The 21,815-nt window shown below is 72.2% G+C and carries 21 protein-coding genes; 11 read left to right on the top strand and 10 right to left on the bottom strand.

What is annotated here, in order from left to right; all coding sequences use genetic code 11:
- Window positions 1-856: hypothetical protein (locus ACFHWE_RS20785; RefSeq protein WP_416603425.1), on the bottom strand; the 856-nt coding region annotated here is incomplete at its 3' end.
- 599 nt (window positions 857-1,455) lie between these two features.
- Window positions 1,456-4,062 carry a LuxR C-terminal-related transcriptional regulator gene (locus ACFHWE_RS20790; RefSeq protein WP_416603426.1) on the bottom strand — a complete coding sequence of 869 codons (2,607 nt, stop codon included), beginning with the start codon at window positions 4,060-4,062 and terminating at the stop codon, window positions 1,456-1,458.
- 201 nt (window positions 4,063-4,263) lie between these two features.
- Between ACFHWE_RS20790 and ACFHWE_RS20795 the strand changes: the two genes are divergently transcribed.
- A complete protein-coding gene (locus ACFHWE_RS20795; RefSeq protein ID WP_416603428.1) occupies window positions 4,264-4,908 on the top strand; it encodes a hypothetical protein in 645 nt (214 codons plus the stop codon).
- Window positions 4,909-4,962: 54 nt separating this feature from the next.
- The gene (locus ACFHWE_RS20800; RefSeq protein ID WP_416603429.1) at window positions 4,963-5,520 is read left to right on the top strand and encodes a hypothetical protein; all 558 of its coding nucleotides are present in this window, start codon (window positions 4,963-4,965) and stop codon (window positions 5,518-5,520) included.
- A gap of 92 nt (window positions 5,521-5,612) precedes the next feature.
- Here the strand turns inward: ACFHWE_RS20800 and ACFHWE_RS20805 are convergent, their stop codons facing one another.
- Window positions 5,613-6,158 (bottom strand): type 1 glutamine amidotransferase domain-containing protein, encoded by a 546-nt coding sequence (locus tag ACFHWE_RS20805; protein WP_416603430.1) that lies wholly within the window; start codon window positions 6,156-6,158, stop codon window positions 5,613-5,615.
- A gap of 83 nt (window positions 6,159-6,241) precedes the next feature.
- Here ACFHWE_RS20805 and ACFHWE_RS20810 point away from each other — a divergent pair, with 83 nt between their 5' ends.
- The 4 genes from ACFHWE_RS20810 (at window position 6,242) to ACFHWE_RS20825 (ending at window position 9,213) form a co-directional block, all read left to right on the top strand.
- Window positions 6,242-6,688 (top strand): hypothetical protein, encoded by a 447-nt coding sequence (locus ACFHWE_RS20810; protein WP_416603431.1) that lies wholly within the window; start codon window positions 6,242-6,244, stop codon window positions 6,686-6,688.
- A 136-nt stretch (window positions 6,689-6,824) separates the two neighbouring features.
- Complete coding sequence (locus ACFHWE_RS20815) at window positions 6,825-7,499, top strand: haloacid dehalogenase type II (RefSeq protein ID WP_416603432.1); 675 nt, start codon at window positions 6,825-6,827, stop codon at window positions 7,497-7,499.
- Window positions 7,500-7,797: 298 nt separating this feature from the next.
- Window positions 7,798-8,133 carry a hypothetical protein gene (locus ACFHWE_RS20820; protein WP_416603434.1) on the top strand — a complete coding sequence of 112 codons (336 nt, stop codon included), beginning with the start codon at window positions 7,798-7,800 and terminating at the stop codon, window positions 8,131-8,133.
- Window positions 8,134-8,268: 135 nt separating this feature from the next.
- On the top strand, window positions 8,269-9,213 hold the full coding sequence (locus ACFHWE_RS20825; protein WP_416603435.1) for an NAD-dependent epimerase/dehydratase family protein: 945 nt from the start codon (window positions 8,269-8,271) through the stop codon (window positions 9,211-9,213).
- Window positions 9,214-9,568: 355 nt separating this feature from the next.
- Here the strand turns inward: ACFHWE_RS20825 and ACFHWE_RS20830 are convergent, their stop codons facing one another.
- From ACFHWE_RS20830 to ACFHWE_RS20840, 3 genes are all read right to left on the bottom strand, one after another.
- Window positions 9,569-10,447 (bottom strand): sulfite exporter TauE/SafE family protein, encoded by an 879-nt coding sequence (locus tag ACFHWE_RS20830; protein ID WP_416603436.1) that lies wholly within the window; start codon window positions 10,445-10,447, stop codon window positions 9,569-9,571.
- Between the two features lie 131 nt (window positions 10,448-10,578).
- Complete coding sequence (locus ACFHWE_RS20835) at window positions 10,579-11,994, bottom strand: MBL fold metallo-hydrolase (RefSeq protein ID WP_416603438.1); 1,416 nt, start codon at window positions 11,992-11,994, stop codon at window positions 10,579-10,581.
- A 184-nt stretch (window positions 11,995-12,178) separates the two neighbouring features.
- Window positions 12,179-12,748: a rhodanese-like domain-containing protein gene (locus ACFHWE_RS20840; RefSeq protein WP_416603439.1), complete on the bottom strand. Its 570-nt coding sequence runs from the start codon at window positions 12,746-12,748 to the stop codon at window positions 12,179-12,181.
- Between the two features lie 905 nt (window positions 12,749-13,653).
- Here ACFHWE_RS20840 and ACFHWE_RS20845 point away from each other — a divergent pair.
- Window positions 13,654-15,009 (top strand): NAD-binding protein, encoded by a 1,356-nt coding sequence (locus tag ACFHWE_RS20845; protein WP_416603440.1) that lies wholly within the window; start codon window positions 13,654-13,656, stop codon window positions 15,007-15,009.
- 21 nt (window positions 15,010-15,030) lie between these two features.
- Here the strand turns inward: ACFHWE_RS20845 and ACFHWE_RS20850 are convergent, their stop codons facing one another.
- Window positions 15,031-15,660, bottom strand: coding sequence for a GyrI-like domain-containing protein (locus tag ACFHWE_RS20850; RefSeq protein ID WP_416603442.1), 630 nt, complete (start codon window positions 15,658-15,660; stop codon window positions 15,031-15,033).
- An 84-nt stretch (window positions 15,661-15,744) separates the two neighbouring features.
- Between ACFHWE_RS20850 and ACFHWE_RS20855 the strand changes: the two genes are divergently transcribed.
- The 3 genes from ACFHWE_RS20855 (at window position 15,745) to ACFHWE_RS20865 (ending at window position 18,483) form a co-directional block, all read left to right on the top strand.
- A complete protein-coding gene (locus ACFHWE_RS20855; RefSeq protein ID WP_416603443.1) occupies window positions 15,745-16,215 on the top strand; it encodes an HIT family protein in 471 nt (156 codons plus the stop codon).
- A gap of 482 nt (window positions 16,216-16,697) precedes the next feature.
- A complete protein-coding gene (locus ACFHWE_RS20860; RefSeq protein WP_416603445.1) occupies window positions 16,698-17,375 on the top strand; it encodes a hypothetical protein in 678 nt (225 codons plus the stop codon).
- 10 nt (window positions 17,376-17,385) lie between these two features.
- Window positions 17,386-18,483 carry a thioester reductase domain-containing protein gene (locus ACFHWE_RS20865; RefSeq protein WP_416603446.1) on the top strand — a complete coding sequence of 366 codons (1,098 nt, stop codon included), beginning with the start codon at window positions 17,386-17,388 and terminating at the stop codon, window positions 18,481-18,483.
- 58 nt (window positions 18,484-18,541) lie between these two features.
- Here ACFHWE_RS20865 and ACFHWE_RS20870 read toward each other — a convergent pair whose 3' ends face one another.
- From ACFHWE_RS20870 to ACFHWE_RS20880, 3 genes are all read right to left on the bottom strand, one after another.
- The gene (locus ACFHWE_RS20870; RefSeq protein ID WP_416603448.1) at window positions 18,542-19,099 is read right to left on the bottom strand and encodes an EF-hand domain-containing protein; all 558 of its coding nucleotides are present in this window, start codon (window positions 19,097-19,099) and stop codon (window positions 18,542-18,544) included.
- A gap of 99 nt (window positions 19,100-19,198) precedes the next feature.
- On the bottom strand, window positions 19,199-20,011 hold the full coding sequence (locus ACFHWE_RS20875; protein ID WP_416603450.1) for a sporulation protein: 813 nt from the start codon (window positions 20,009-20,011) through the stop codon (window positions 19,199-19,201).
- A gap of 150 nt (window positions 20,012-20,161) precedes the next feature.
- Entirely contained in the window at window positions 20,162-21,106 is a 945-nt protein-coding gene (locus tag ACFHWE_RS20880; RefSeq protein ID WP_416603452.1) for an alpha/beta hydrolase, read from the bottom strand.
- A 117-nt stretch (window positions 21,107-21,223) separates the two neighbouring features.
- On the opposite strand from ACFHWE_RS20880, the gene ACFHWE_RS20885 reads away from it, so the two are divergent.
- Complete coding sequence (locus tag ACFHWE_RS20885; RefSeq protein WP_416603454.1) at window positions 21,224-21,805, top strand: AAA family ATPase; 582 nt, start codon at window positions 21,224-21,226, stop codon at window positions 21,803-21,805.
- Window positions 21,806-21,815: the final 10 nt, after the last annotated feature.

The raw sequence follows: 21,815 nt of genomic DNA on the forward strand, positions 1-21,815 counted from the left end.
CCTCCGGCCCCCCGTGCGCGCTCACCCGCAGCTTCCCCTCGGCGTCCCACACCGCCGACACGGTGAGCACGGCCACCGTGACCTCCTGGGCGGCGGAGGCCTGTCCGTTCTTGTGGACGCGCAGGCGCAGGGTGTCCTCGTTCCACATGTAGCTGGGGGGAACACTCGGGTTGAGGAACGAGCCGCCCTGCTGGAAGTCACCGATACTCGCCCACCTGCCGTCCGGCCACTGGGCTTCGAGGTAGGCGACGTCCGGTCCTCCGTGGGCGCTCACCCACAGCTTCCCCTCGAACGTCCACGCGGCCCACACCTCGGCCAGCGGGGGGCGCACCGTGACCTCCTGGTGGGGCGGGAAGGAGAGCCCCTCCCGGTGGACGCGCAGGCGCAGGGTGTCCTCGTCCCACATGTAGCTGGGCGGAACACTCGGGTTGAGGAACGAACCGCCCTGCTGGAAGTCACCGATACTCGCCCACCTGCCGTCCGGCCACTGCGCCTGGAGCCGCGCGCCCTCCGGCCCGCCGTGCGCGCTCACCCACACGCCGCCCTCGAACATCCATGCGGGCGAAATCGCGAGCGCGGGGCTCACCTCGATCTTCTGGATCTCGGAGGCCTGTCCGTTCTTGTGGACACGCAGAATCAGGAGGTCCTTCTCCCACATGTAGGTGGGGGGCACGTTCGGGTTCAGGAACGAGCCGCCCTGCTGGAAGTCACCGATACTCGCCCATGTCCCGTCCGGCCACTGCGCCTGGAGCTGCGCGCCCTCCGGTCCGCCGTGGGCGGTCACCCACAGTTTCCCTTCGGGGGTCCATTCGGCCCACACCTCATCGGCACGGGGCTGCGAACTGTCCGGGGCCATGAAGCCACCACCTTTACGCGAAGAAACACAACGGCATTGCGAAACTGCAGATCAGGCGATCTTGAAGTGCACCGCAGACAACAAAAAGAGTTCCCTGAAGCAATACATCGGAAAACCAGGAAATGAAACCACTCACGAAAGAAGGGGGACTGACAATACGCCCGAGCCCTTCCCTCCCGAGAGGAGACCCCCGAAAACAGAACCGATGAAAAGAACCCGCCGATGCGGCCGGACTGCCGACCCGACTCGAAGACTAGACCCGCCCCGGGATCGATTCAATAGAGCCGCCGAAAGTTGGTACCCGAATGAACAGGGTCCACCTGTGTTTCTCCAGTGAACCGTGATACAGCAAAGACCTTCGACAGAAAATGAAAGCGAATCCCCCACCGAAAACCGGCCAGACGTGATTATCCCCAATCAATCAGACGTTTCGTATCATCCATAACTGCTTCCATTGCCGACCTCCCCGGAGCGTGACGGCGTTCGGCGCCGGCGTGCGCTCCCCTCAGGCTGCTTTCGCGGGGTGGCGGGGAGAACGGGCAGAGGTGCCTGCGGATCCTTGGGGCGCAGAACACCGCCGGACATGCGGTGGCCCACCGTCACCCCTCCCGCGGGTCCCCCTCGGGGGCCAGGACCTCGCGCAGCCCGGCCCTGTCCCGCACGCTCAGTTTGCGGTAGGCGGCGGCGAGCTGGTTGTTGACCGTGTTGGGGGAGCTACCGAGCCGGTGGGCGATCTCCTTGGAGGTCAGACGGTGTGCCGCGAGGAAGGCGACCTCGGACTCCCTGGGGGTGAGCATCGCGGACCGGTCAGGTGCGGCCGACCAGAGGGCGGGCCCCCGCCCGATCCGTGCGGCGCGCGCGTTCCACAGGTCCGCGGTCCGCCGGTCTCCGTCCGCCGAGGACCAGCGGGCCATGGCGAGCGCGGTGTCCGCTGCGGTCGCGCGCAGGCCCAGATCGGTCGCGCGTGCGAACAGGTCCGCCGCCGCCTCGTGGTCGCGGTGCTCCACCGCCGCCGCGTGTTCCTGGATGAAGACGGCGAGGCCACCGCCCGCGGCCTCGGCGGCCTCCGCCACGAGCTTGGCCACCGGCCCGGGGTGGCCGAGTCGCACGGCGCAGTGCGCCAGCATCCCCGCCAGGAACACGTGTCGGGTGTCGATCAGGTACCGGGCGCCCTCCGCCAGGATCGCCGCGGCCTCCTCCGGCCTGCCCGCTGCGCGTTCGTGCCATGCCCGTGCCCATGTCGTCTGCATCCTCACCTTGGGGTCGGCCAGGCTCGCCTCGGCGATGCCACTCCGATGGCTTCCGGCCTGTACCGGTCTGCCCACGGCGGTGCAGGCGGCCGAGGCCAGGGCGAGCGCGGCGGGCAACAGGCCCATGGGGTCCCGCCACCTGAGGTGCCGGACCGCCGATTCGGCCAGTACGCGCGCCTGCTCGGCGTCGTCGGTGAGGAGTTCGGTGAGGCCGAGCGCGTACTCCCAGGTGCCGCGCATCTGCGGGTGCTCCAAAGCGCGGGTACGGAGCTCCTGCTCCAGCGCGGCGCGTGTGGCGATGGTGTCCCCGGTGTAGGACAGGGCCATGAACCCGGCGAGGCGCACCATTTGATCGGCCGCGGGAAGCTGTTCCCGGTGGCCGGGCAGGACCTCCTCCAGTCGCCGCAGGAGCTGCTCCACCTCCTCCAGGGGGCCCGTGATCACCGTCGCCATCACCGTAACCAGCAGGGCGTGGGCGTACGCGGTGTCCTCGGAGTCGGTGATCGGCGGGGCCAGGACGGTGTGCAGGCCGCCGACCATCCGCCACTGGAAGGCGTCGTGCTCCACCCGGACGGTCTCCACCGGATCGCTGATGCGCTCCCCCGCCTCTTGGAGGAGGTGGGCTGCGTCAGCGGCACGGTGGTGGCGTGTGGCCAGATGGTGGGCCTTGGCCCGGGCCGCCGTCGAGGTCTCCGTGTCGGTTCGCGCACGCTCCAGGGCGGAGTCGAGATGGCGGTCGGCAAGGCCGGGGTCACCCAGCGCCGAGGCGCTCCGTCCGGCCACGCTCAACAACCGGACGTCACCGGGTGCGCTCTCCAGCGCACGCGTGGCGATCCGCAGGGCGAGTTCGTGCCTCAGGAGTGCGTGGGCGTGCTCGGCGGTCGCCGCTGCCGCTTCGGCGGAGACGGGCTCGCCGGACTCCACTGCCAGGATCACGGACCGCCTGATCAGGTCGGCGGCCCGCACGGGGGTGGCCGACTCCGCCGCCGAGGCGAGCAGTGAGGCGGCCCGCCTCCGATGTCTTCGCAGGTGGGCGGCGGGGACACGGGCGCGCAGCACCTCGGCGTAGAGGGGGTGGGACAGGCGCAGCCATCCGTCGCTTTGCGCCACGATCCTCTCACCGATGAGGTGGTCCCACTCATGGGGGTCGAGCGCTGACACCGGCAGCTCGCCCGCTGCGGCGAGGACCGAGGCGAGCGCGAGGTCGGGCGCGGGCAGTTCGTGCAGGTGGGAACCGATCAACTGCGTCAGTCGGCTCGTGGGGTGGAGGGGGCCGTTCAGGTCCCACCCGTGGGGGGTGCGCACCAGGGTCCCCTCGGCACGGGAACCGCGCACGAGTTCCCTGATGTGCAGAGGGTTGCCCTCGGCGCGGGCGGCGATCGCCGCGGCGGCGCCGGGTGTGAGGTGCCCTCCCAGGAGCTGTCCGGCCATCCGTACCGACTCCGCCTCCGAGAGCGGGAGCAGTGTGTGCGCGGCCAGACTGCCGTGGTCGTAGAGGTCACGGACCGTCCCAGGGGCCTCGGTGAGCCGCCGGGTCGTGACCACCGTACGCAGGTGCGTGTCGCGGATCAGGTGGGCCGTGACGAACAGCGAGGCCGGGTCCAGTGCGTCGACGTTGTCCACGAGCAGGATCGCGACGGACCTCCGTTGGGCGAAGTACGAGATCATGCGGGCCGCGGGTGATGCCTCCCGTGTGGCCTGCGCCGCCGGGGGTTCGAGACCGGCGAATACCCCCAGGGGGATGTCGGCACCAGCGGTGGAGCCGGTGACGAGGGCAGGCACGAGGCCGACGGTTCGCAACTCCCTGGCCAGGTCGCGGAGCAAGTGGCTCTTGCCGATGCCTCCGGGTCCCTCTACCAGGTGTGCGCGGCGCGTTCCGGTTCGTGACGACAGTGCGGCGACCAGATCCCGCAGTTGGTTTTCGCGCGAGGACCGCGGCTCCGGTCTGTGAGCCATGGCCAGGGAGTTTAACAGCGCTCGCCGCCTTCCAGCTCTTCCCGCACCGGCCCGTAGTCAGGAATTGACCATGGTGGCCCCGGGGTTCGCGTCACTACCTTGTGCCTTCGGCAGGCCGGAAGCGGGAAGGCGGCTGCCCAGCCGCCGCACTCACACTCTGACGATGGAGACACCTTGTCGGCACACACGACCCCATCTCCGGTGAGGCGAGCCCTTTTCCTGCTCTCTGTGCCCTTGCTGGCCCTGGCCACCGGCTGTTTCGGCGCGGAGGAGCCCGTCGGGACGAACGCCTCGGAGGGGGGCGCTCCGTCCGAGAGTGCCGGATCCGTTTCCGGCGGCGATGACGCGGACGGCGCCGAGTCCGGTGCGGCGTTGGACGAACTGTTCGCCGACGCGCTCCACGACGTCGTCTCCGCGGAGGCGGGGACCGCCTACATCGAGGTCGACGGTACACGGTTGGAGTTCGACGAACCCTCCTGCGATCACACGGAAGCGGAGGGGGGCGAACGGCTCAGCGTGCTGGCGACAGGGAATGATGCCGGCCTCGGTCCGATCGAGTTGCGCATGACACGCGAGATCGGTCCGGACCTCGGCTGGAACTGGGAGGACGAGTTCGTCCAGCTCACCCTGATCGGCGGTACCCCTGAACGCGAACTCAACAGCATCTCGATGGTCCAGCACGGGCGCGAGCGGGGCGGTTCGCCCGAATGGCAGCGCGGGAGCGGCCCCTCTCCACTGATCCGGGCCGTGGGCCAGGAGGTGACCGCGACCGGGACCCTCGCCGACGCCCCCATGGCACAGGACCCGCTGTCGGGTGCCTTCACAGCCGCCGCCCACTGCGTTTGACCTCCACCACGGCCCCCTGTTTCCCGAGCCACCCGACAACTTCCGGAGCGCACCATGCACCACCGACGTCTGGCCCCCACCCTGCTCTCGGCCTTCGCCTTCGCTTCGGCGACGAGCGCCTGCTCAGCCTTGAGCACCGGTAGCGGAGACACCGCGTCCCAGGACGGAGAGGCCGCCGCGGAGACCTCCGTGGCGGAGGGCACTCCCGAGGACACCGACCGCGCCGCCGCCGTCCTGGGTACGGTCTCCGTGGACGGGGTGGAGTACGAGATCACCGAAGTACGCAACTGCGTCCCGTTGGAACAGGTCGGGGTGGAGCGGGAACTGGAGTTGCAGGGCCGCGGTGTCTCCAACGGCGAGACGGTCCAGATCGACGCCTACGTCCAGAAGATCGGCGGGATGTCGATGGACAGTGTCTCCTGGTCCGGCCCCGAAGGCGTGTTCGGTTCCAACCAGGGGGCGATGGGCTCAGGGCAGGAGGTGGCTCTGGAGACCTCCGGCGACCAGGTCACCGGCAGCGCCGTCCTGAACGACGCCCTGGAAGGGACCGAGACGGTCTCGGTCGAGTTCACCCTCCCGGTGCCGGGCGAGCTGATCGATTGCCACGTGTGAGCGGGCCCCGGGGCCGCGGTCGGGGCTGACCCGCCACCGACCGCGGCCCCGGGCCTTCCGGTCCCTCACCAGACCATGCGCGGACCCCGCACCTAAGCGTGCTCGATCTCCGCCACGATCCGCTCGCAGAAGGCGGGCAGGTCCCCGGGGTCGCGGCTGGTGGTCACCCCGCGGTCGGTGACGACCTCCTCGTCCACGACCACGGCCCCGGCGTTGCGCAGGTCGGTGCGCAGGCTCGGGTAGGACGTCACCGTGCGGCCCTCGGCCACCCCGGCCTCCAGCAGGGCCCACGGCCCGTGGCAGATGGCGGCGACCGGCTTGCCCCCGTCCGCGAACCCGCGCACGAAGCGCATCGCGTCGCCGTCCCTCCTCAGGTGGTCGGGGCTGACGGTCCCGCCCGGCACCACCAGGGCGTCGTAGCCGTCCGGGTCCGCCTCCGAGACCCGCCGGTCCACGGTGAAGCGGTCGGCGGGCTCGATGTCACCGTTCATCGCCTGGATGGTCCCCTCGTGCAGCGAGACCAGCTCCGTCCGTGCGCCCCTCTCCTCCAGAGCCCTCCTCGGCTCGACGAGTTCGACCTGTTCCACTCCGTCCGCCGCCAGGATCGCGACCCGGCGGCCCGTGAGCACGGCAGCCATGACCTCCCCCTCGTTTCGACTCGCGGACAGCGCGGCGGACGCCGCACAGGGAGCCCTACCCACCGCCCGGCCTCCCCCACCCGGTGGACGCGGTCGCCGCTCCCCGGAAGAGTGACCCCCTGGCCCCCTCGCCGCGTAGGACCGCGGGCACCTGTTCCTTCACAGACCTGCTCGATCCCCGAACGCTAGCGGCGACGCTCGGGGGCGCCAGCGCCAGCGCCAGCGCCGCCGAGCAGGACCTCCACCACCTGCTGCAGGGCCTGCTGGCCATGCACCTGGGCGGCCCCCAGCGGCTCGCCTGGCGCAGGTGGCGTCCGCTGCGCCCCTACGCCGAACCGGTACCAGTGCCGCTGTCCTGCGAGGTGCTCCAGGTGCGGGAACCGGCCTCCCCCAAGGAGAGCGCGCTCGGCGACGTACGCGTTATCGCCTTCCGGACGGACGCACAAACGTGGGAGATGGCCATGGTCACCGTCGACGTTCCCGTCGTCACCACCGCGCTGGCCGTGGCCGGGTCGACCGGGAACGGTTGAGGTCCGTGGCACCGGTGACGGCGCTCCGGTCGGCGGGGACCGTCCGTCCCCGCCTGGACCGTAGCCATGGATTCTTTGCCCACGGCCCCTCTATGGGAACCGATCGGAGCGGGAATCACGGTTCGAGGGAGGTCCCATGTCCACGCGCCCAAGCACCGTAGCCTTCGACGTACTCGAAACCCTGCTGGACCTGGATCCGCTCCGTGCACGGCTGGAGGAGATCGGCCGGCCCGCACGGTTGCTGGAGCCGTGGTTCATGCGCTTCCAGCGCGATTCGATGGCGCTGGCCCTCACAGGGGACTTCGGGGAGTTCGGGTCGGTGGCACGGCAGGCGCTGCGCACCGACACCGGCCACACCGCCTCCGAGGACGCCATCGACCACGTTCTGGAGGGGTTCGGCCATCTGCCCGCACACCCCGACGCCGAACCTGCGCTGCGACGGCTGTCCGAGGCCGGGCTGGGCGTCGGCTGCCTGACCGTCGGCAGTACGGAGAACACGGCGCGCTGTCTGGAGCGGGCGGGCCTGACGCGCTACGTGGACCGGGTGGTCACCGCGGAGCGGGTCGGCACCTGGAAACCCGCACCCTCCGTCTACCGCGCGGCGGCCGAGGAGCTGGGAACGCCGCCGGGTGCCATGGCGCTGGTCGCGGTGCACGCCTGGGACTGCCATGGGGCCAAACGCGCGGGCTGCCTCGCCGGTTGGTGCGCACGGCTGGAAGGCCGCTACGGCGACGTCTTCACGGCACCCGACGTGACCGGCACCGATCTCGTCCAGGTCGCCGAACGCCTGTTGGAGCTGTCCGCCGACTGACCTTCCGTCCGGCCCCGGGGGCCGCTGGCCCCTCCTCCCCGCCGACCGGTGCGGGGCCCGGTGCTCAGGGGGTGATGGGGCCGGTGGGGGCTTCCAGCTTGCGGCGGGCGACGATGTAGGCGTACTCCGGGCTCAGGCACCGGTTGCTGCGGGCCCGGGTACGGCGAGCAGGCTCGCGTCGAGGCGCTCGGCGGTGTCCGGCCGGCTCATCGCGGCCTCGAACCCGCCGGCGCTCGTCGGCGCGGCGCAGCAGCGCGATGAGCGGTCCGGGATCCGAAGCGGACGTAGACGGACTGGCGTGTTGGTCCCCGCGGCGCCGATCACGCTCGTGAACCTGTTCAAGCTCGCGGACACCGCGTGCTACCCGGACGGCTCCGCGGTCGACGGTGGGACGGCGCTTGCCCGCCACAGCGCCGCGGGCGTGTCCGTGCTCGAACGGGTCGGAGGGCGCTTCCTCCCGCTCGAACCGTCGGACGGAGGGCTGGTCGGCGCCGGGGAGGGCTGGGACCTGAACGGCTCGGTCCGGGGGACGCGCCGCCGCCGATGGGTCCGCTGGCCGCGCCGGGGGCCGGCCGTGCCGTCCGCGCCTGGGCCGCCGTGGACCGCCCCGGCCTCCTTCCACCAGCGGTCTTGAAAAACGGAACATCGCTCCGTATATTAAGAGGAGCAACGTTCCGTTTCATTCATGATGACAGACCGCCAGGTCTCGGGCCAGGGCGCGTCCCCGTCCATGGGTGAAGGGACACCCCCACGGAGAAAAGAGCAAGCCATGATCCTTGTCACCGGCGGCCTCGGCTTCATCGGATCCCACACCGTGCGATCGCTGCTCGACCTGGGAGAGGACTGCGTCGTGCTCCAGCGCCGCGCCCGAGCGCTCCCACCCTTCCTCGACCGGGCGCGCGTGGCGGTCGAACAGGCCGACGTCACCGACCGCGAAGCCCTGCTCGCGATCGGCCGCCGCCACGACGTCACGGGCATCGTGCACCTGGCCGGGTCCTACCCCTGGCCCCCCGTCCCCCCTGCACCGGTCGAGGCAACGCGGCGGGCGCTCGACGGGCTGCTGAACACCGTGCAGGCGGCACAGGAGTGGGGCGTGCGGCGCCTGGGTATCGCCAGCACGATCGGGGTCTACTTCGGTGCGCGCGGCGACGGGCCCCTGCGCGAGGACGACCCGCTGCCGATGAGCGCAGCCGTCTCGATCCCCACCTTCAAGAAGGTCGGCGAACTGCTCGGCGGATTCCTCGCCGACACCACCGGCCTGGACATCGTCGACTACCGCATCTCCGGTACCTGGGGGCCACTCGGCCACCTCGACCCGTTCTTCGCCGGGCCAGCCCTCGCCCGCGCCGCCGCCCGGGAAACCGAACCAGACCTCTCCCACCTCATGGAGCCGGCCTTCGCCGAGGACGGGATCGACCTCAACTACGTCAAGGACACCGGACGGGCGATCGCCCTCCTCCAGCTCGCGGACCGGCTGAACCACCGCACCTACAACGTGGGCTCCGGCCGGGCCACCACCAACGCCCACCTCATCGAAGCGATCAGGAAGACGATCCCCGACGCCCGGATCGACCTGCCCACCGGCGGCCGGACACCGCACATGGTCATGGACACCGACCGGCTGCGGGAGGACACCGGCTACCGGCCCGACTACGACACCGAGCGGGCCGCCGCCGACTACATCGCGTGGCTACGCGCGGGCAACGAGGCCTGAGCGGATCGGACGGCGCGCCCGGCCCCGCCTGGGGCGGAAGCCCCCGCGCGGACGGCGCGGCCGGCCCGCTAGGCCGTGTTTTTGAACCTCCGCTGCGCTTCGGCCCTCCCGTCTCCCGCCACCACCCTCAAACGCCGCCTCCAGCGCGGTCCTTTCCCTACCCGTCTCCCGCCACCACCCTCAAACGCCGCCTCCAGCACGGTTCAATCCTGCTCGGGCACCCGGGGAACGGGAACCTTCGGCACCTGCGGCGTGTTCACCCGTTCCTCGCGAACCCGCCTCCGGCACCTCCGCCAGCCCCGTGTGCGCCCTCGCCAACCCCCTGCGGTGCGGCACTACGTTCAAAGAACGGCTCCTAGGCGGCCAGCCGCAGGGACGGCGGCAGCGGACAGTGCGACCCGGCCAGACGGCACAGCAGGACCAGCCCGGCGGGGACGGCGACGGCGATCGCGACGACGGGGCCCCAGGGCGCGGGCAGTTCCTGGGTGAGCACGAGGACGCCCATGGCCAGGACGAAGAAGCCGAAGCCCTTCCGCAGGGCGGCCTCGGGGATCCGCGGGGTGAGGGGCGCGCCGAGGAACGACCCCGCGACGGCGGCGACGGTGACCGCTCCGACCAGGGGCCAGTCCAGGCTCACCGCCGTCATGTAGCCGCCGAGTCCGGCGAAGGACTTCATGGCGATCACCAGCAGCGAGGTACCCACGGCGGCCGGCATGCCGAGGCCGCCGAGCAGGGCCAGGGCCGGTACGACGAGGAAACCGCCGCCGGCGCCGACGAGCCCGGTGACCGCCCCGACGGCCAAGCCGTCGAAGACGATCCTGCCCAGGGGCAGGTCCGTGCCCCGCGCTTCGTCGCCGCCCGCCTGGGTCTTCCCCCTCCCGCGGATCATGGCCACGGCGGTGGCGACCATCATGAGCGCGAAGGCGACCATGAGGACGGTTCCGGGGATGCGGCCGCCCGCCAGGCCGCCGAGGAAGGCGCCGGCCATCCCTGCCGCACCGAAGACCAGACCGGTGCGCCAGCGCACGCTACCCCGGCGCGCGTGGGTGAACACGCTGATCAGCGACGTGGTTCCGACGATGAGCAGGGAGGCGGCGATGGCCTCCTCGGGGGCCATGCCCGCGACGTAGGCGAGCAGCGGGACCATGAGGATGGAACCGCCGCCTCCGAGCAGTCCGAGCGAGAGCCCCACCACCACGGCGAGACCCACGACGAGGATCAGGTACAGGTCCATGCTTCACTCTCTTCGCAGATGGGATCGCGGCCCGGATCGGCATCCGACACGGCCGCTGCGGGCCGGACGGACGGAACGTGGGGCGGCCGGGGCGGCTGCCCGCACGGCGGGAGCCGCCCCGGCCGGGGTGCTCAGGCGGCGGCTCCGACAGCGGAGCCCCGGCCGCGCTCCCACTCGGCCCAACCGGTGTAGCTGCCGTCGAGTTCGACCACGTCGTATCCGGCGCGGCGCAGGGCGCTGGCCGCGACGGAGTTGCGGGCCCCGGCCTGGCAGTAGCTGACGATGGTGCCCTCGGAGGGCAGTTCGTCGAGGCGCCACAGGACCCGTCCGGCGCTGAGCTGGCGGGAGCCGGGGATGTGTCCCGAGGCGTGCTCGGTCTTGTTGCGCACGTCTAGGACGAGCGCCGCGCCGGAGGACTCCAGTTCCGCCGGGGCGATGACCGGCGGCACGGTCACCGGCAGGCCCTCCAGGGTGGCGGTGTAGCCGCTGACGCGGTCGATGCCCACGCGCAGCAGGTGGTCGCGGACCTCCCGGGCGGTATTCCCGTCGGGCGCGAAGAGCACCAGCGGGCGGCTCTCGGTCTCCGGGTCGTAGGCCCAGGCTCCGAAGCTCGCGGCCTTGGCGGGTCCGGGGATGTTCAGTGCCCCGGCCACGGTGCCCTGGTGCACCTCGGTGTGGGGCCTGGTGTCGGCGAAGACGGCCGCGTCCTCGCGCAGCAGCGCGGCGATCTCTCCGACCGCGAGTTCGGCCGGCGCCTCCAGCGGTCCCAGGACCGCGGGCCCCTCCTTGTTCTGGCGCTTCATCCGGGCGAAGTAGGCGTGCGCGTCGGGCTGGCCGTCGAGAAGCTCGTCGATGAAGCCCTTCTCGTCCCCGTCGCGCAGGTAGGGGCCCCACCAGGCGTTGAGGCGCTCGTATCCGACCGTGGTGGCGGGGAGCGCGCCGAGGGCCTTGCCGCAGGCGCTGCCGGAGCCGTGCCCGGGGTAGACCTGGACGTGGTCGGGCAGGGTCAGGAAGGTGTCGCGCAGGCTGGCGTACAGCAGGCGGGCGCCCTCGAAACGGGTGTCCTGGCCGCCCGCGGCCTCGTCGAGCAGATCGGGGCGCCCCAGGTCACCGGCGAAGACGAAGTCGCCGGAGAGCAGGTAGCCCGGGGCCTCGCTGAACGCTCCGTCGGTGACGAGGAACGACAGGTGCTCCGGGGTGTGGCCGGGTGTGTGGCTGGCACGGATCGTGACGTTGCCGATGGTGACGGCGTCGCCGTGGCGGAGCCGTTCGGCGTCGAACCCGTACTGCCAGTCCTGGCCGCCCTCGCCGGAGACGTACACCGTGGCGCCGGTGGCCGCGGCGAGCTCTCGGGTTCCGGAGAGGTAGTCGGCGTGGATGTGGGTCTCGGTCACGGCCACGATCCGCATGTCGTGTGCGCGGGCGAGGTCGAGGTACTGACCGACGTCGCGGCGTGCGTCGACCACGACGGCCTCCCCCTTGGCCTGGCAGCCGATGAAGTAGCCGGCCTGGGCGAGGTCGTCGTCGTAGATGCGTTCCAGCAGCATGGTTTCTCCTTGCGGGTGGTGTGCACCCCCTCCTCTGCATACCCCGGGGAGTATCTTGCGGAGACAAGGGTGCGCCGGGTGTGGGGCTGGTCGGGGCCGCCTCGACCGGGAGGGGCGGGGCTGTCCGGTGTGCGCGGCTGGAGGGAGGGGCCAGGCCGGTCGTTTCCCTCGGATCGGGGCCTGCTCAGCGGCCGACGGCGATCCGGTCGAGGGAGTCCTCGACGTCGACGGCGTTGCGCGGCTGGTTGTAGGGCAGCCGGGTCAGCGCCATGCCCATGGCGCAGGTGTCGGTGACCGCGGCGAAGGTGAGCCCGGCTCCGATGAGCCCGGCGACCGCCACGGCCGGCGGCCACAGCAGGGAGGCCAGCACGGAGACGAGGACGATGCTTCCGGCGACCAGGCGGACCTGGCGCTCCAGCGCCCACCTCTCCCGGCCGCGCACGACCGGGGCGCCCTGGGCCTCCCAGGCGTTCATCCCGCCGCTCATCACGACCGCGCCCCGCAGGCCGGCCGCGGCCAGCCTGTCCTGGCACTGGCGGGCCCGGTTGCCGGACTGGCAGACGATGACGAGGCGCCCCCTGGCGCCGCTGACGATGCGCCCCAGGTGCTGGTCCACCGATTGCAACGGCAGGTTGACCGCACCGGCGATGTGGGAGCTCTCGTACTCGGCGGGTGTGCGCACGTCCACCAGCACGGTGCGGTCGGTCTCGACCAGGCCGCGCACGGCCTGTACGTCGATGGTGTCGTCGGTCATGGGTCTCCTCAACGGTGGTGCGGACTCCCCTTCGATACCCCGGGGTGTATCCGGGAAGCAGGGAGGCCCCTTCTGTGCGGCGCGGGGTGCGGTGCGATCCCCAAAGCCCCCTCACCTATCCGCCAACATACCCCCCGGTGTATATATTCCGCCAGTGCCGTACGTCACTCAGGCACGCGCCCCGGACCCCTGGGGCTGGACCGGCCCACCGGCCGTCCGTGAGGATGGCGGAGAGGGGCCCGGACGAACGCTCCGCGGCCCGTGACGGGAAAGGGACGCCGATGGCGGCGGAGGGCGACGGCCTCGTCTGGTACGCGGGTTACGGGGCCAACACCGACCCGGGCCGGTTCTCCCACTACGTCTCGGGCGGCAGGCCCCAGACGGCAGGCGGGACAACCCGGGGTGCCGTGATCGGACACCGCCGCGGGCCGACAGGGCGGTGCGGCTGCCCGGCGGGGTCTACTTCGCCCTGGAGTCGCCGATGCGGGGCGGCCGGGCACTGGACGGGCGAGCGGGTGGCGGCCCTGCTCACGGGCGGTTGAGGCCTGCGCACCCGGCCCGCCTCCGCGTGCGATCCGGCTCCGCGACATTCGCGCCCCCACCCCGCAGCCACCGCCTACCGCACCGGTCTCTACACTGGTACCCCAAAACGGGTCCCATGCCCCGTTTTCTCGGGTTAGCGCCGCCTTTCCCCCGCAGCGGCGCCGAGGACCACCCACCCCTCGAACCCACGACCGCGCCGCCGACCGGGTCCGGACCGGCCCCGCCCCTGCTACCGGGGATGCGTCCGCGCCTGGTTCATCCGATCATCCCGGCACCGGCGGCCGGTTGCCCCATCCGATTCATCATCCGACCCTCCCCGAAGGGACTGGGCCATCGCGCCCGACCACACGATGAACCGACCCATGGACCACACCAGCCCCCGCGTCCGGCACCGCTCCTTCGTCGTCATCGGCGACACCAACCCCGCACGCGGGGTGTGCGCGTCACTGCGCGAGGACGGCTTCATCGTCCGGCACCTGGCCCGCCCCAACGACGAGGAGCTGCGCGCGGCGATGGCGACCCCCCGCGACGCCGTGGCGGTCCTGCTGCACGAGGACGCCGCCGCGCTGCGCTACGCGCTCGCGGTCGCCCACATGTCCCCCGACGTTCCCATCACCGTGACGATCTTCGACCGGACCGTGGCCGACGAACTGCTCCGGCTGCTGCCGCAGTGCCACGTCACCTCCCCCGCCGACCTGGCCGCCCCCGCGCTGGCCGGGCCGTGCACCGACGCCGGCATCGCCGCGCTGCACGGGGAGGCGTCCGGGGCCGAGGCGGTGCGGCTGGACGGGGAGGGCGTCCCGCGCACCGAGGACTGGTCGCGCGGGCGCGCGGGCTGGAGGTCGTGGTGGGGACGGGTGACCGGACAGCTCCGCTCCTACGACGAGGGCACCCGGCTCATGCTCGGCGGCCTGGCCGGGATCACTGCGGCACTGCTGTGCGACTGGCTGTGGCTGCTCAACCTCGGCCACCCGCCGGCCGAGGCCTTCTTCGACGCGGCCCGGGTCGTCTCCGCTGTCGGCCCGGCCGACGCGGGCCACCACTCGACCGCCTACCAGGTGGCCGCCGCCCTGCTCATGCTCGGCACCATCGTCTTCACCGCCGTGTTCACCGCCGGTCTGATCGAGCGCCTGCTCGGCCCCCGACTGGTGGGTCTGATCGGGACCCGCACCGTCCCCCGGTTCGGACACGTCATCGTCGTCGGCGTGGGCCAGGTCGGGCTGCGATTGTGCTGCGAACTGCGGAGCCTGGGCATCCCCGTCGTGGGTGTGGAGCGGGACCCGCACGCACCGAACGTCCGGATCGCCCGGTCCCTGGGCATCCCGGTCCTGGCCGGGGACGGCGGCGACCGGGCCGTCCTGGAACGGCTGCACCTGCGCCGGGCCCGGGCTCTGGCGGCCGTAGGCTCGGACGACCTCGACAACATCGCCGTGTCCATCGCCGCGCAGGGCATCTCCCCCGGAACCAGGGTCGTCATCCGGGCGGGCGAGCACGAGGCGATCGCCGAGACCCGTTCGCTCCTGCCCCTGGGCACGATCCGCGACGTGACCAGCCTGTGCACCGCCTACGTCCTGGCCCGGCTCACGGGGATGGACGCCACCGGTGTGGTCGAGCACCGGCACGAGGTGTCCGTGCGCCTGTCCGACGGCACCTTCGAACCCTGGCCGCTGGCCACCCGCCGCGGCTGCGCGCACGTGGCCACCGCGGTCCCGGCCTGAGCGGGGCCGTCCGCCCAACGGCTACCCGGCCGGAAGCGCGGTGACCGGCTGCCGGAGGATGGTGCGCAGCTTCTCCGGGGCGGTCCTGCGCAGATCGCTGAGGTAGATCTCGTGGTGCCTGCCGGTCACGCGCAGCGCGTGGCCGGGGATGAATTCGCGGTGCATCCGGTCGAGCGTGTCGGCCTCGTCGTCGAACGCCCCCACGTGCAGCGTCTGTACGCAGCGCCCCTCCGAGAGGGTCTCCAGGCGGACGTCGCCCAGGCGCGCGGGCCTGTTCCTGGCCCCGGCCTTCCCGACGGCGGCGGCGAACATGTCCGGGTCGATCCAGTCCGGGACCATGCTCATCAGGGTCCACTCCCAGCGCGACTTGTCGCGCCCGGTGGTGAAGGCGGCCATGTCCTCGGCCCACCACAGGCCCTCCAGCGGCATGACGACGTAGTCGCGCCCCAGGTCCTGTTTGCTGGCGAACTTGAGCTTGTAGGCCACCGGGTAGAGCGCCTGGACCGCTTCGGTGAAGGCCGGGGAGGTGTTGGGGTCACCGTGGCCGTCGATCATGAGGTACTTGAGGTCCGGGACCTGGACGATCCGGAACCGACCCTGTTCGGCACGGTAGGCGTCGAGGGTCTTCTTGAAGTCGGTCTTGTTCGTCATCGGGTTCCCGGGGGGGGCTCGGGTGGCGCCGCGTCCGCGAAAGGGGGATTCCCCCTCTTCCGGACGCGTGCCAGGATGTCGGACATGGATGGGGACTGGCGTAGGGACCGGATCGGCAGCGCGCTCCGGTGCACGAACCCCACGGTGCTCCGGAGACTGGAGGCGGGGTTCGCGGTGATCGGGGACGTGCAGTTCCTGCCGGGTTACTGCGTGCTCCTGGTGGATGATCCCGCGGTAGGGCGTCTGTCGGACATGGACAAGGATAGACGGACGGCGTTCCTGGCCGACATGGACCTGTTGGGGGAGGCCGTCGAACGCGCCTGTACGCGGCTGGACCCGGACTTCCGGCGGGTCAACCTGGAGATCCTCGGCAACACCGACCCCTACCTGCACGCGCACGTGTGGCCACGCTTCTCCTGGGAGCCCCCCGCGCACGTGGGCCGACCCGTGTGGCTGTACCCGCGCGAGCGGTGGGACGACGAGCGGTACGCGCTCGGCCCCCGGCACGACGGCCTGCGCGCGGCGATCGGGGAGGAGCTGGACCGGCTCGCCTGACGGTCCGCGAGCGCGGAGGCCCAGCGCGGTGGAAGCCCTCCGCATGCGCAAGCGCGCGGGGCCGGCCGTGGTCGACCGGCCCCGCGCGGACGGGTGTGCTCAGGCGGTTCCGCCCAGCACCGCCGTGACCGTGAACGCTATGAGGACGACGAGCGTCCACACGGCCGGGGCGGAGCTCTCCAGGTGGGCGCGGCGGCGGGCCCGCTCGGCCGTCATCTCCCGCCCTCCCGCCCCCGTGCGCGGCGCACGTGTCACGGATGAGCGTAGGCGAGCGGGCCGCGGCCGCGCAGGCCCCTGCCGGGTTCTGTGGACGGACGGGACGGGTTCGGGCCGAAGGGCACGTACCGTTCGGCACGGGCGGGCGGCCGCTCGCCTCCCGGGGTCTGGCCGGTCGGCACTTCTGCGGCCGCCGCCCTTCCTAGGGTCGCCTTGCCCGACGCCGTGTGCACCCCGCACGCGGCCGACCCCAGTGGAGGATTCCCGTGCTCCCGTCGCCCCTGTTCCGTGCCGGTGCCGTGTTCGGTGTGCTCTCCGGCGCCTTCATGGCCCTGCCCGACGCCGTCGAGACCGTGACGGGTGAGATCGTCCTGTCCAGCCTCTTCCTGGGCCTGTCCCCGGCGCTGGCCCTGCCTCTGCTCCTCGCCCTGCACCTGCGGCAGAGCCGTGCCGTGGGAGGGTTCGGCACGGCCGCCTTCCTGGTGAACCTCATCGGCCTCGGCCTGTTCGGCGGCGCCGGGTTCGCCCTGAACATCGTGCTGGTCCACCTCGACGGCGCGCTGGTCGCCGACCTCACGGGCGGCCCCGCCGGGCTGGTGCTGCTCGGCTCCGCCCTCGTCTTCGCGGTCGGATCGGTGCTGTTCGGGATCGCGGTGGTCCGCTCCGGCCGCCACCCGCGCGGCCCCGCCGCCGGGCTGCGGGTCTCCCCCGTGGAGGGCCCCGGCCCCCTCAACCGGGCCCTGGCCCCACTGGAGGGGCTCGACCCGGCGGCCCGTGCCGGGTACGCGCTCACGCGGGTCGAGGCGCTGTCCCGGGAGGAGGCCGCCGCCCTGCTGGGATCGGCCGGCGCGGCCGACCCGGACGGAGCGCTCGACCGGGCGGACGCCGTCCACGCAGAACCGGGTTCGACCGTTTCCCGGACACCTCCGGAGCCGGAGTTCTAACCTGGGGAATATGGGCGATCACGTACTGTTGACCGGCGCGACCGGGTTCCTGGGCGGCTACCTGGCGGGCGAACTACTGACCCGCACCTCCGCGACCGTCCACTGCCTGGTGCGGGGGCGCAGCGGAGGCGGCGGTGAGGCGCGGCTGCTCGCCGGGCTGCGGAGGGTCGGCGCCGATGCCGACGGACGCGTGCGGATGGTGCACGGGAACCTGCGCAAGCCCCGTCTGGGGCTGTCGGACCGGGAGTACGCGCGGCTGGCCGAGCGGATCGGCGCGGTCTACCATTGCGCGGCCTCGGTCAACCTCGCCGCGCACCGCGACAGGCTCGCGCCGACCAACGTGGAGGGCACCCGGGCGGTACTCGCACTGGCGGGCCACGGGGGGCGCCGCACCCCGGTACACCTGGTCTCCACCCAGGGGGTGTTCATCGCCTCCCGCGCCGCGGGGGCGGCGGTCATCGCCGAGGACACCCCGGTCCCCTCCGCCTACGCGGGCGACATCGGCTACACGCGGACCAAGTGGGAGGCCGAGGAGGCGGCGCGGGCCGCCGACGTACCGGTGGCCGTGTACCGTCCGGGGGTCGTCCTCGGCCACAGCGCCACCGGCCACTGCTCCGACAACGACTTCCTGGCCCGCCTACTGCGGGCGGTGGTCCGGGTGGGTGCGGCACCGGACTGCGAGGGCGACATCACTGTGAGCCCGGTCGACCACGTGGCCCGTACCATCGTCGACCTCTCGCAGCGGCCCGACGCGCTGGGCGGGACCTTCCACACCACCCACCCCGAGCACCTGGCCTTCCGCGAGGTCTTCGACCACGCGCGGGCGCTGGGCTATCCGCTGCGCGAGTGCTCGCTGCGGGAGTGGCACGGCCTGCTCCGCGACGACATCGGCTCCTCCGACTCCTTCGTCATGCTGGCGCTGTGGAAGGTGGTCGACCACCTCCTCGCCACCCGGCCGGAGTACCGGATCCCCAGGATCGACAGTTCGGCCACGCTGGCCCGGACCGGTGCCGTGCCCCCCTGGCCGGACCGCGACTTCTTCGGCCGCACCATCGACCACCTGGTGGGCAGGGAGGTCTTGCCTCCGCTGCCGCTGGCCCGGACCTGAGCGGTCCGGACACGGGTGCGGGGCGGCCGCCCCGCACCCGCCCACCTGCGGCGCAGGGTCAGTCGACCCGGCCGAAGAACCAGTTGCCCACCGCCGACTCGTCGGTGCCGGTGTAGAACTGGCGGGCGTTCTCGACGAGTTCGTCCACGCTGAGCGTGCCGTCGCCGTCGGAGTCCAGGCGGGCGAAGGAGAGTTCGGCGTCCTCTGGCGAGGTTCCGAACGCCCGCTGGAAACGCCGCCACTCGTCCGGGCTCACGGAGCCGTCCTCGTCGGTGTCGACCATGGCCAGCGCCCCCACCACGGCGGGCCGGAAACAGCGGTCGAAACCGCCCTCCCGTTCGGCGAAGGCGCCCACCATGCCCTCGCGCCACTCCCGGGGGCTGATACGGCGGTCGCCGTCGAGGTCGATGGCGGCCAGCAGGGCCTGCCAGAAGGTCTCGAAGCCGTCGATCAGTGCCCCGCCCTTGGCGGTTCCGGGGGCTTCCCCGAACAGGTCCATGAGCCGTGCGGCCAGGGCGGTGAGATCGTCGTGCTCGGCGTAACCGTTGCGGTCGACGTCCAGGTGGAAGAAGGCGTGGTCCAGGCGGCGCTCGCGGTGCGCACTGTATGCGGTCATGGCATCACGTTAGGACGCCGGGCCGCTCCTGTCCGGCGATTACGGGAATTCGCCCGCGGTCCGGGGCACGCGCCACAGGCCCCGGACCGGCGGGTGCGATCAGAACAGGCTGCGCTCGCCGGCGACGGCGTCGATCCACTCGTGCAGGCGGCCCGCGATCTCCTCGGCGTCCAGGCTCTCGTGGTCGATGGTCAGGCGCAGGAGGGTGTCGCCGCCCTCGCTGAACAGGATGCCGGGCTTCTTGTCCAGCTCCAGCACGATGTCAACGCCGTCCTCGTCGGTGAAGAAGGTGAGCTCCAGCGAGTTCAGGCCCTCGTACTGCCCGGCGGCGCCGTACTCGAACTCCTGGTAGAAGGGGAGCTTCTGGCGGGTGCCGGCGATCTTGCCCTTCTCCAGGTCGACGCTCTTGAGCTCGAAGCCCAGGGCGGCGACCGCCTCCAGGACGGCGGCGTGGACCGGCAGGGGCTCGACGGCCAGCGGGTCGACGTCGGTGCGGTCCAGGGCCTTGTCCACGTGCAGGCGGGTGTTGACGCCCACGCCCTTCTGGAGGATCTCGCCGTTCACGGCGGTCAGGGGCGCCTCCAAGGGGATGGTCAGCTCGAAGGCGAGCTCGAACTCCTGCTCGGGCTCCAGCTCGAACTCCTCGTCACTGACGACCTGGTCGGCGACGACGACGTCGATGGTGTACTCCCCCGACTGCTCCTCACCCTCCTCGTCGGTGTAGGTGTACTCCTTCTCCACCGTGGCCCGCAGGCCGACGCTGATGCCCTCGACGGTCTGGGCGACGCTGCCGCCGGTGACCTTGAGGGTCCCGGTGACGGTGCCGCCGGGCTGGACGTTCTCGCTGTCCAGGGTGGTCTCCACAGTGGCCCCGCCGATGCCGACACTGGCGAGCATGCGCTTGAAGATCACAGCGTCTCTTTCCTCAGGCCCCTGCCCCCGAGGCGCCGGGAGGGGGCAGTGAACCGGTAGGTGAGGGTGGGTTCCGGCGCCGTGTCTCCTAGGACGCAGCTTTCGCGGAACCGGTTGCCACGCCCAGACATTCCTAGGCTTTTGCCCCGATCAATCCTTCTTGTCTGGAAAGAGTGCGGCGCGCAGTGCGCGCTCCTGTGTCCGGTGGAACTCGTGCGCGAGCGCCGTGCCGCGGAAGGCGGCGTCGAACCCGTGGAAGGCCCCCGGGACCACGGTGACCGCGCAGTCGACCCCCGCCGCGCGCAGGCGCTCGGCGTAGGCCAGGTCCTCGTCGTGGAACAGGTCCACGTCGCCCACCCCGATCCACGCCGGAGGCAGGCCGGACAGGTCCGCCCGCCGCGCGGGTGCCGCGTAGGGGGAGACGTCCTCCCCTCCGGGTTCGCGGCCCAGGTAGGCGCTCCAGGCGTACCGGTTGCTGGCGGGCGTCCACATGCGCACGTCGCGCGCGCCGATGTCGGTCCGCAGCGCCGTGCGGTCGTCCAGCATCGGGTAGACGAGCAGTTGGAAGACCGGGGCCGGCCCGCCACGGTCGTGGCAGGCCAGGGCGAGCGCCGCCGTGAGGCCGCCGCCCGCGCTGGCCCCGCCGATCGCGAGGCGCTCGGAGTCGACGCCCAGCTCGCCGGCGTGCTCGCACACCCAGGACAGGGCCGCGTACACGTCCTCCAGGGCGGCGGGGGCCGGGTGCTGCGGGGCGAGGCGGTAGCCGACGGAGACGACGGTGATCCCCAGTTCGCGGGCGAAGGCGGCGCTGCCCGCCTCGTCCTGGACGGGGCTGCCGATCAGGAAACCGCCGCCGTGGATCCACAGCAGTGCGGGGGCCGTGCCGTCGAGGCGCCTCGGCCGGTAGAGCCGGAGGCGGACCGGCGGGGCGCCCTCGGGGCCGGGGGCCGTGCGCTCCTCGATCCGCACGTCCTCGGGCGCCTTCGGCGGGCGCATCCGCGCGGAGAGCCGCTGGGCCGGCCGCGCGAGCGCCGCGTTGAAGGACACGGGCGGCAGGAACCGGGCGCGGGCCAGTTCCGGGTGCAGGTCCGGCATCGGGTACTCCTCGCGGGGCCGGTGGAACACTGAAAGGGAAATCCTCGCACGACAGGTGTGGTCGATGGCAAGGGTGTTCGACCATCGGACGGACTAAACGGAAGGTACCGCTCCGCTATGCCGGAACACGGCACGCCGACGCTGGTCGCCGTCAGCGGCCCACCGGGGTCGGGCAAGACGACCCTGGCCCACCGCATCGCCCGGGACCTGGGTTGTCCCGCGATCTGCCGCGACGAGATCAAGGAGGGGATGGTCCACGCCCGCCCCGGCTTCGCACCGACCCCCGGAGATCCGCTGGACTTCAGGGCGCTGGACGCCTTCTTCGGCGTACTGCGCCTACTGCTGGAATCGGGGACGACCGTGGTGGCGGAGGCGGCCTTCCAGGACCAACTGTGGCGGCCCGGCCTGGAGCCGCTCACCGGCCTGGCCCGGATCCGCGTCGTCCGTTGCCGGGTGGACGCCGGTACCGCGCGTGCCAGGATCGGCCGCCGGGCCGGGGAGAGCCCCTTGCGCTCGGCGCACGCGGACCGGGACCTGCTCCGCTCCCTGGAGCGCGGGGAGTCCTCACTCGACGCGTGGGTGCCGATCTCCCTGGACGTGCCCGCGATCGAGGTCGACACCTCGGACGGCTACCGGCCGGGGCTGGACGAAGTGGTCCCCTTCGCCGGTGGAGGGGGCCGGGCCCCGCGCGGCCGGTGAGCACTCCCCT

This window comes from Nocardiopsis sp. LOL_012 (genome assembly GCF_048060475.1).
Taxonomy (GTDB): Bacteria; Actinomycetota; Actinomycetes; order Streptosporangiales; family Streptosporangiaceae; genus Nocardiopsis.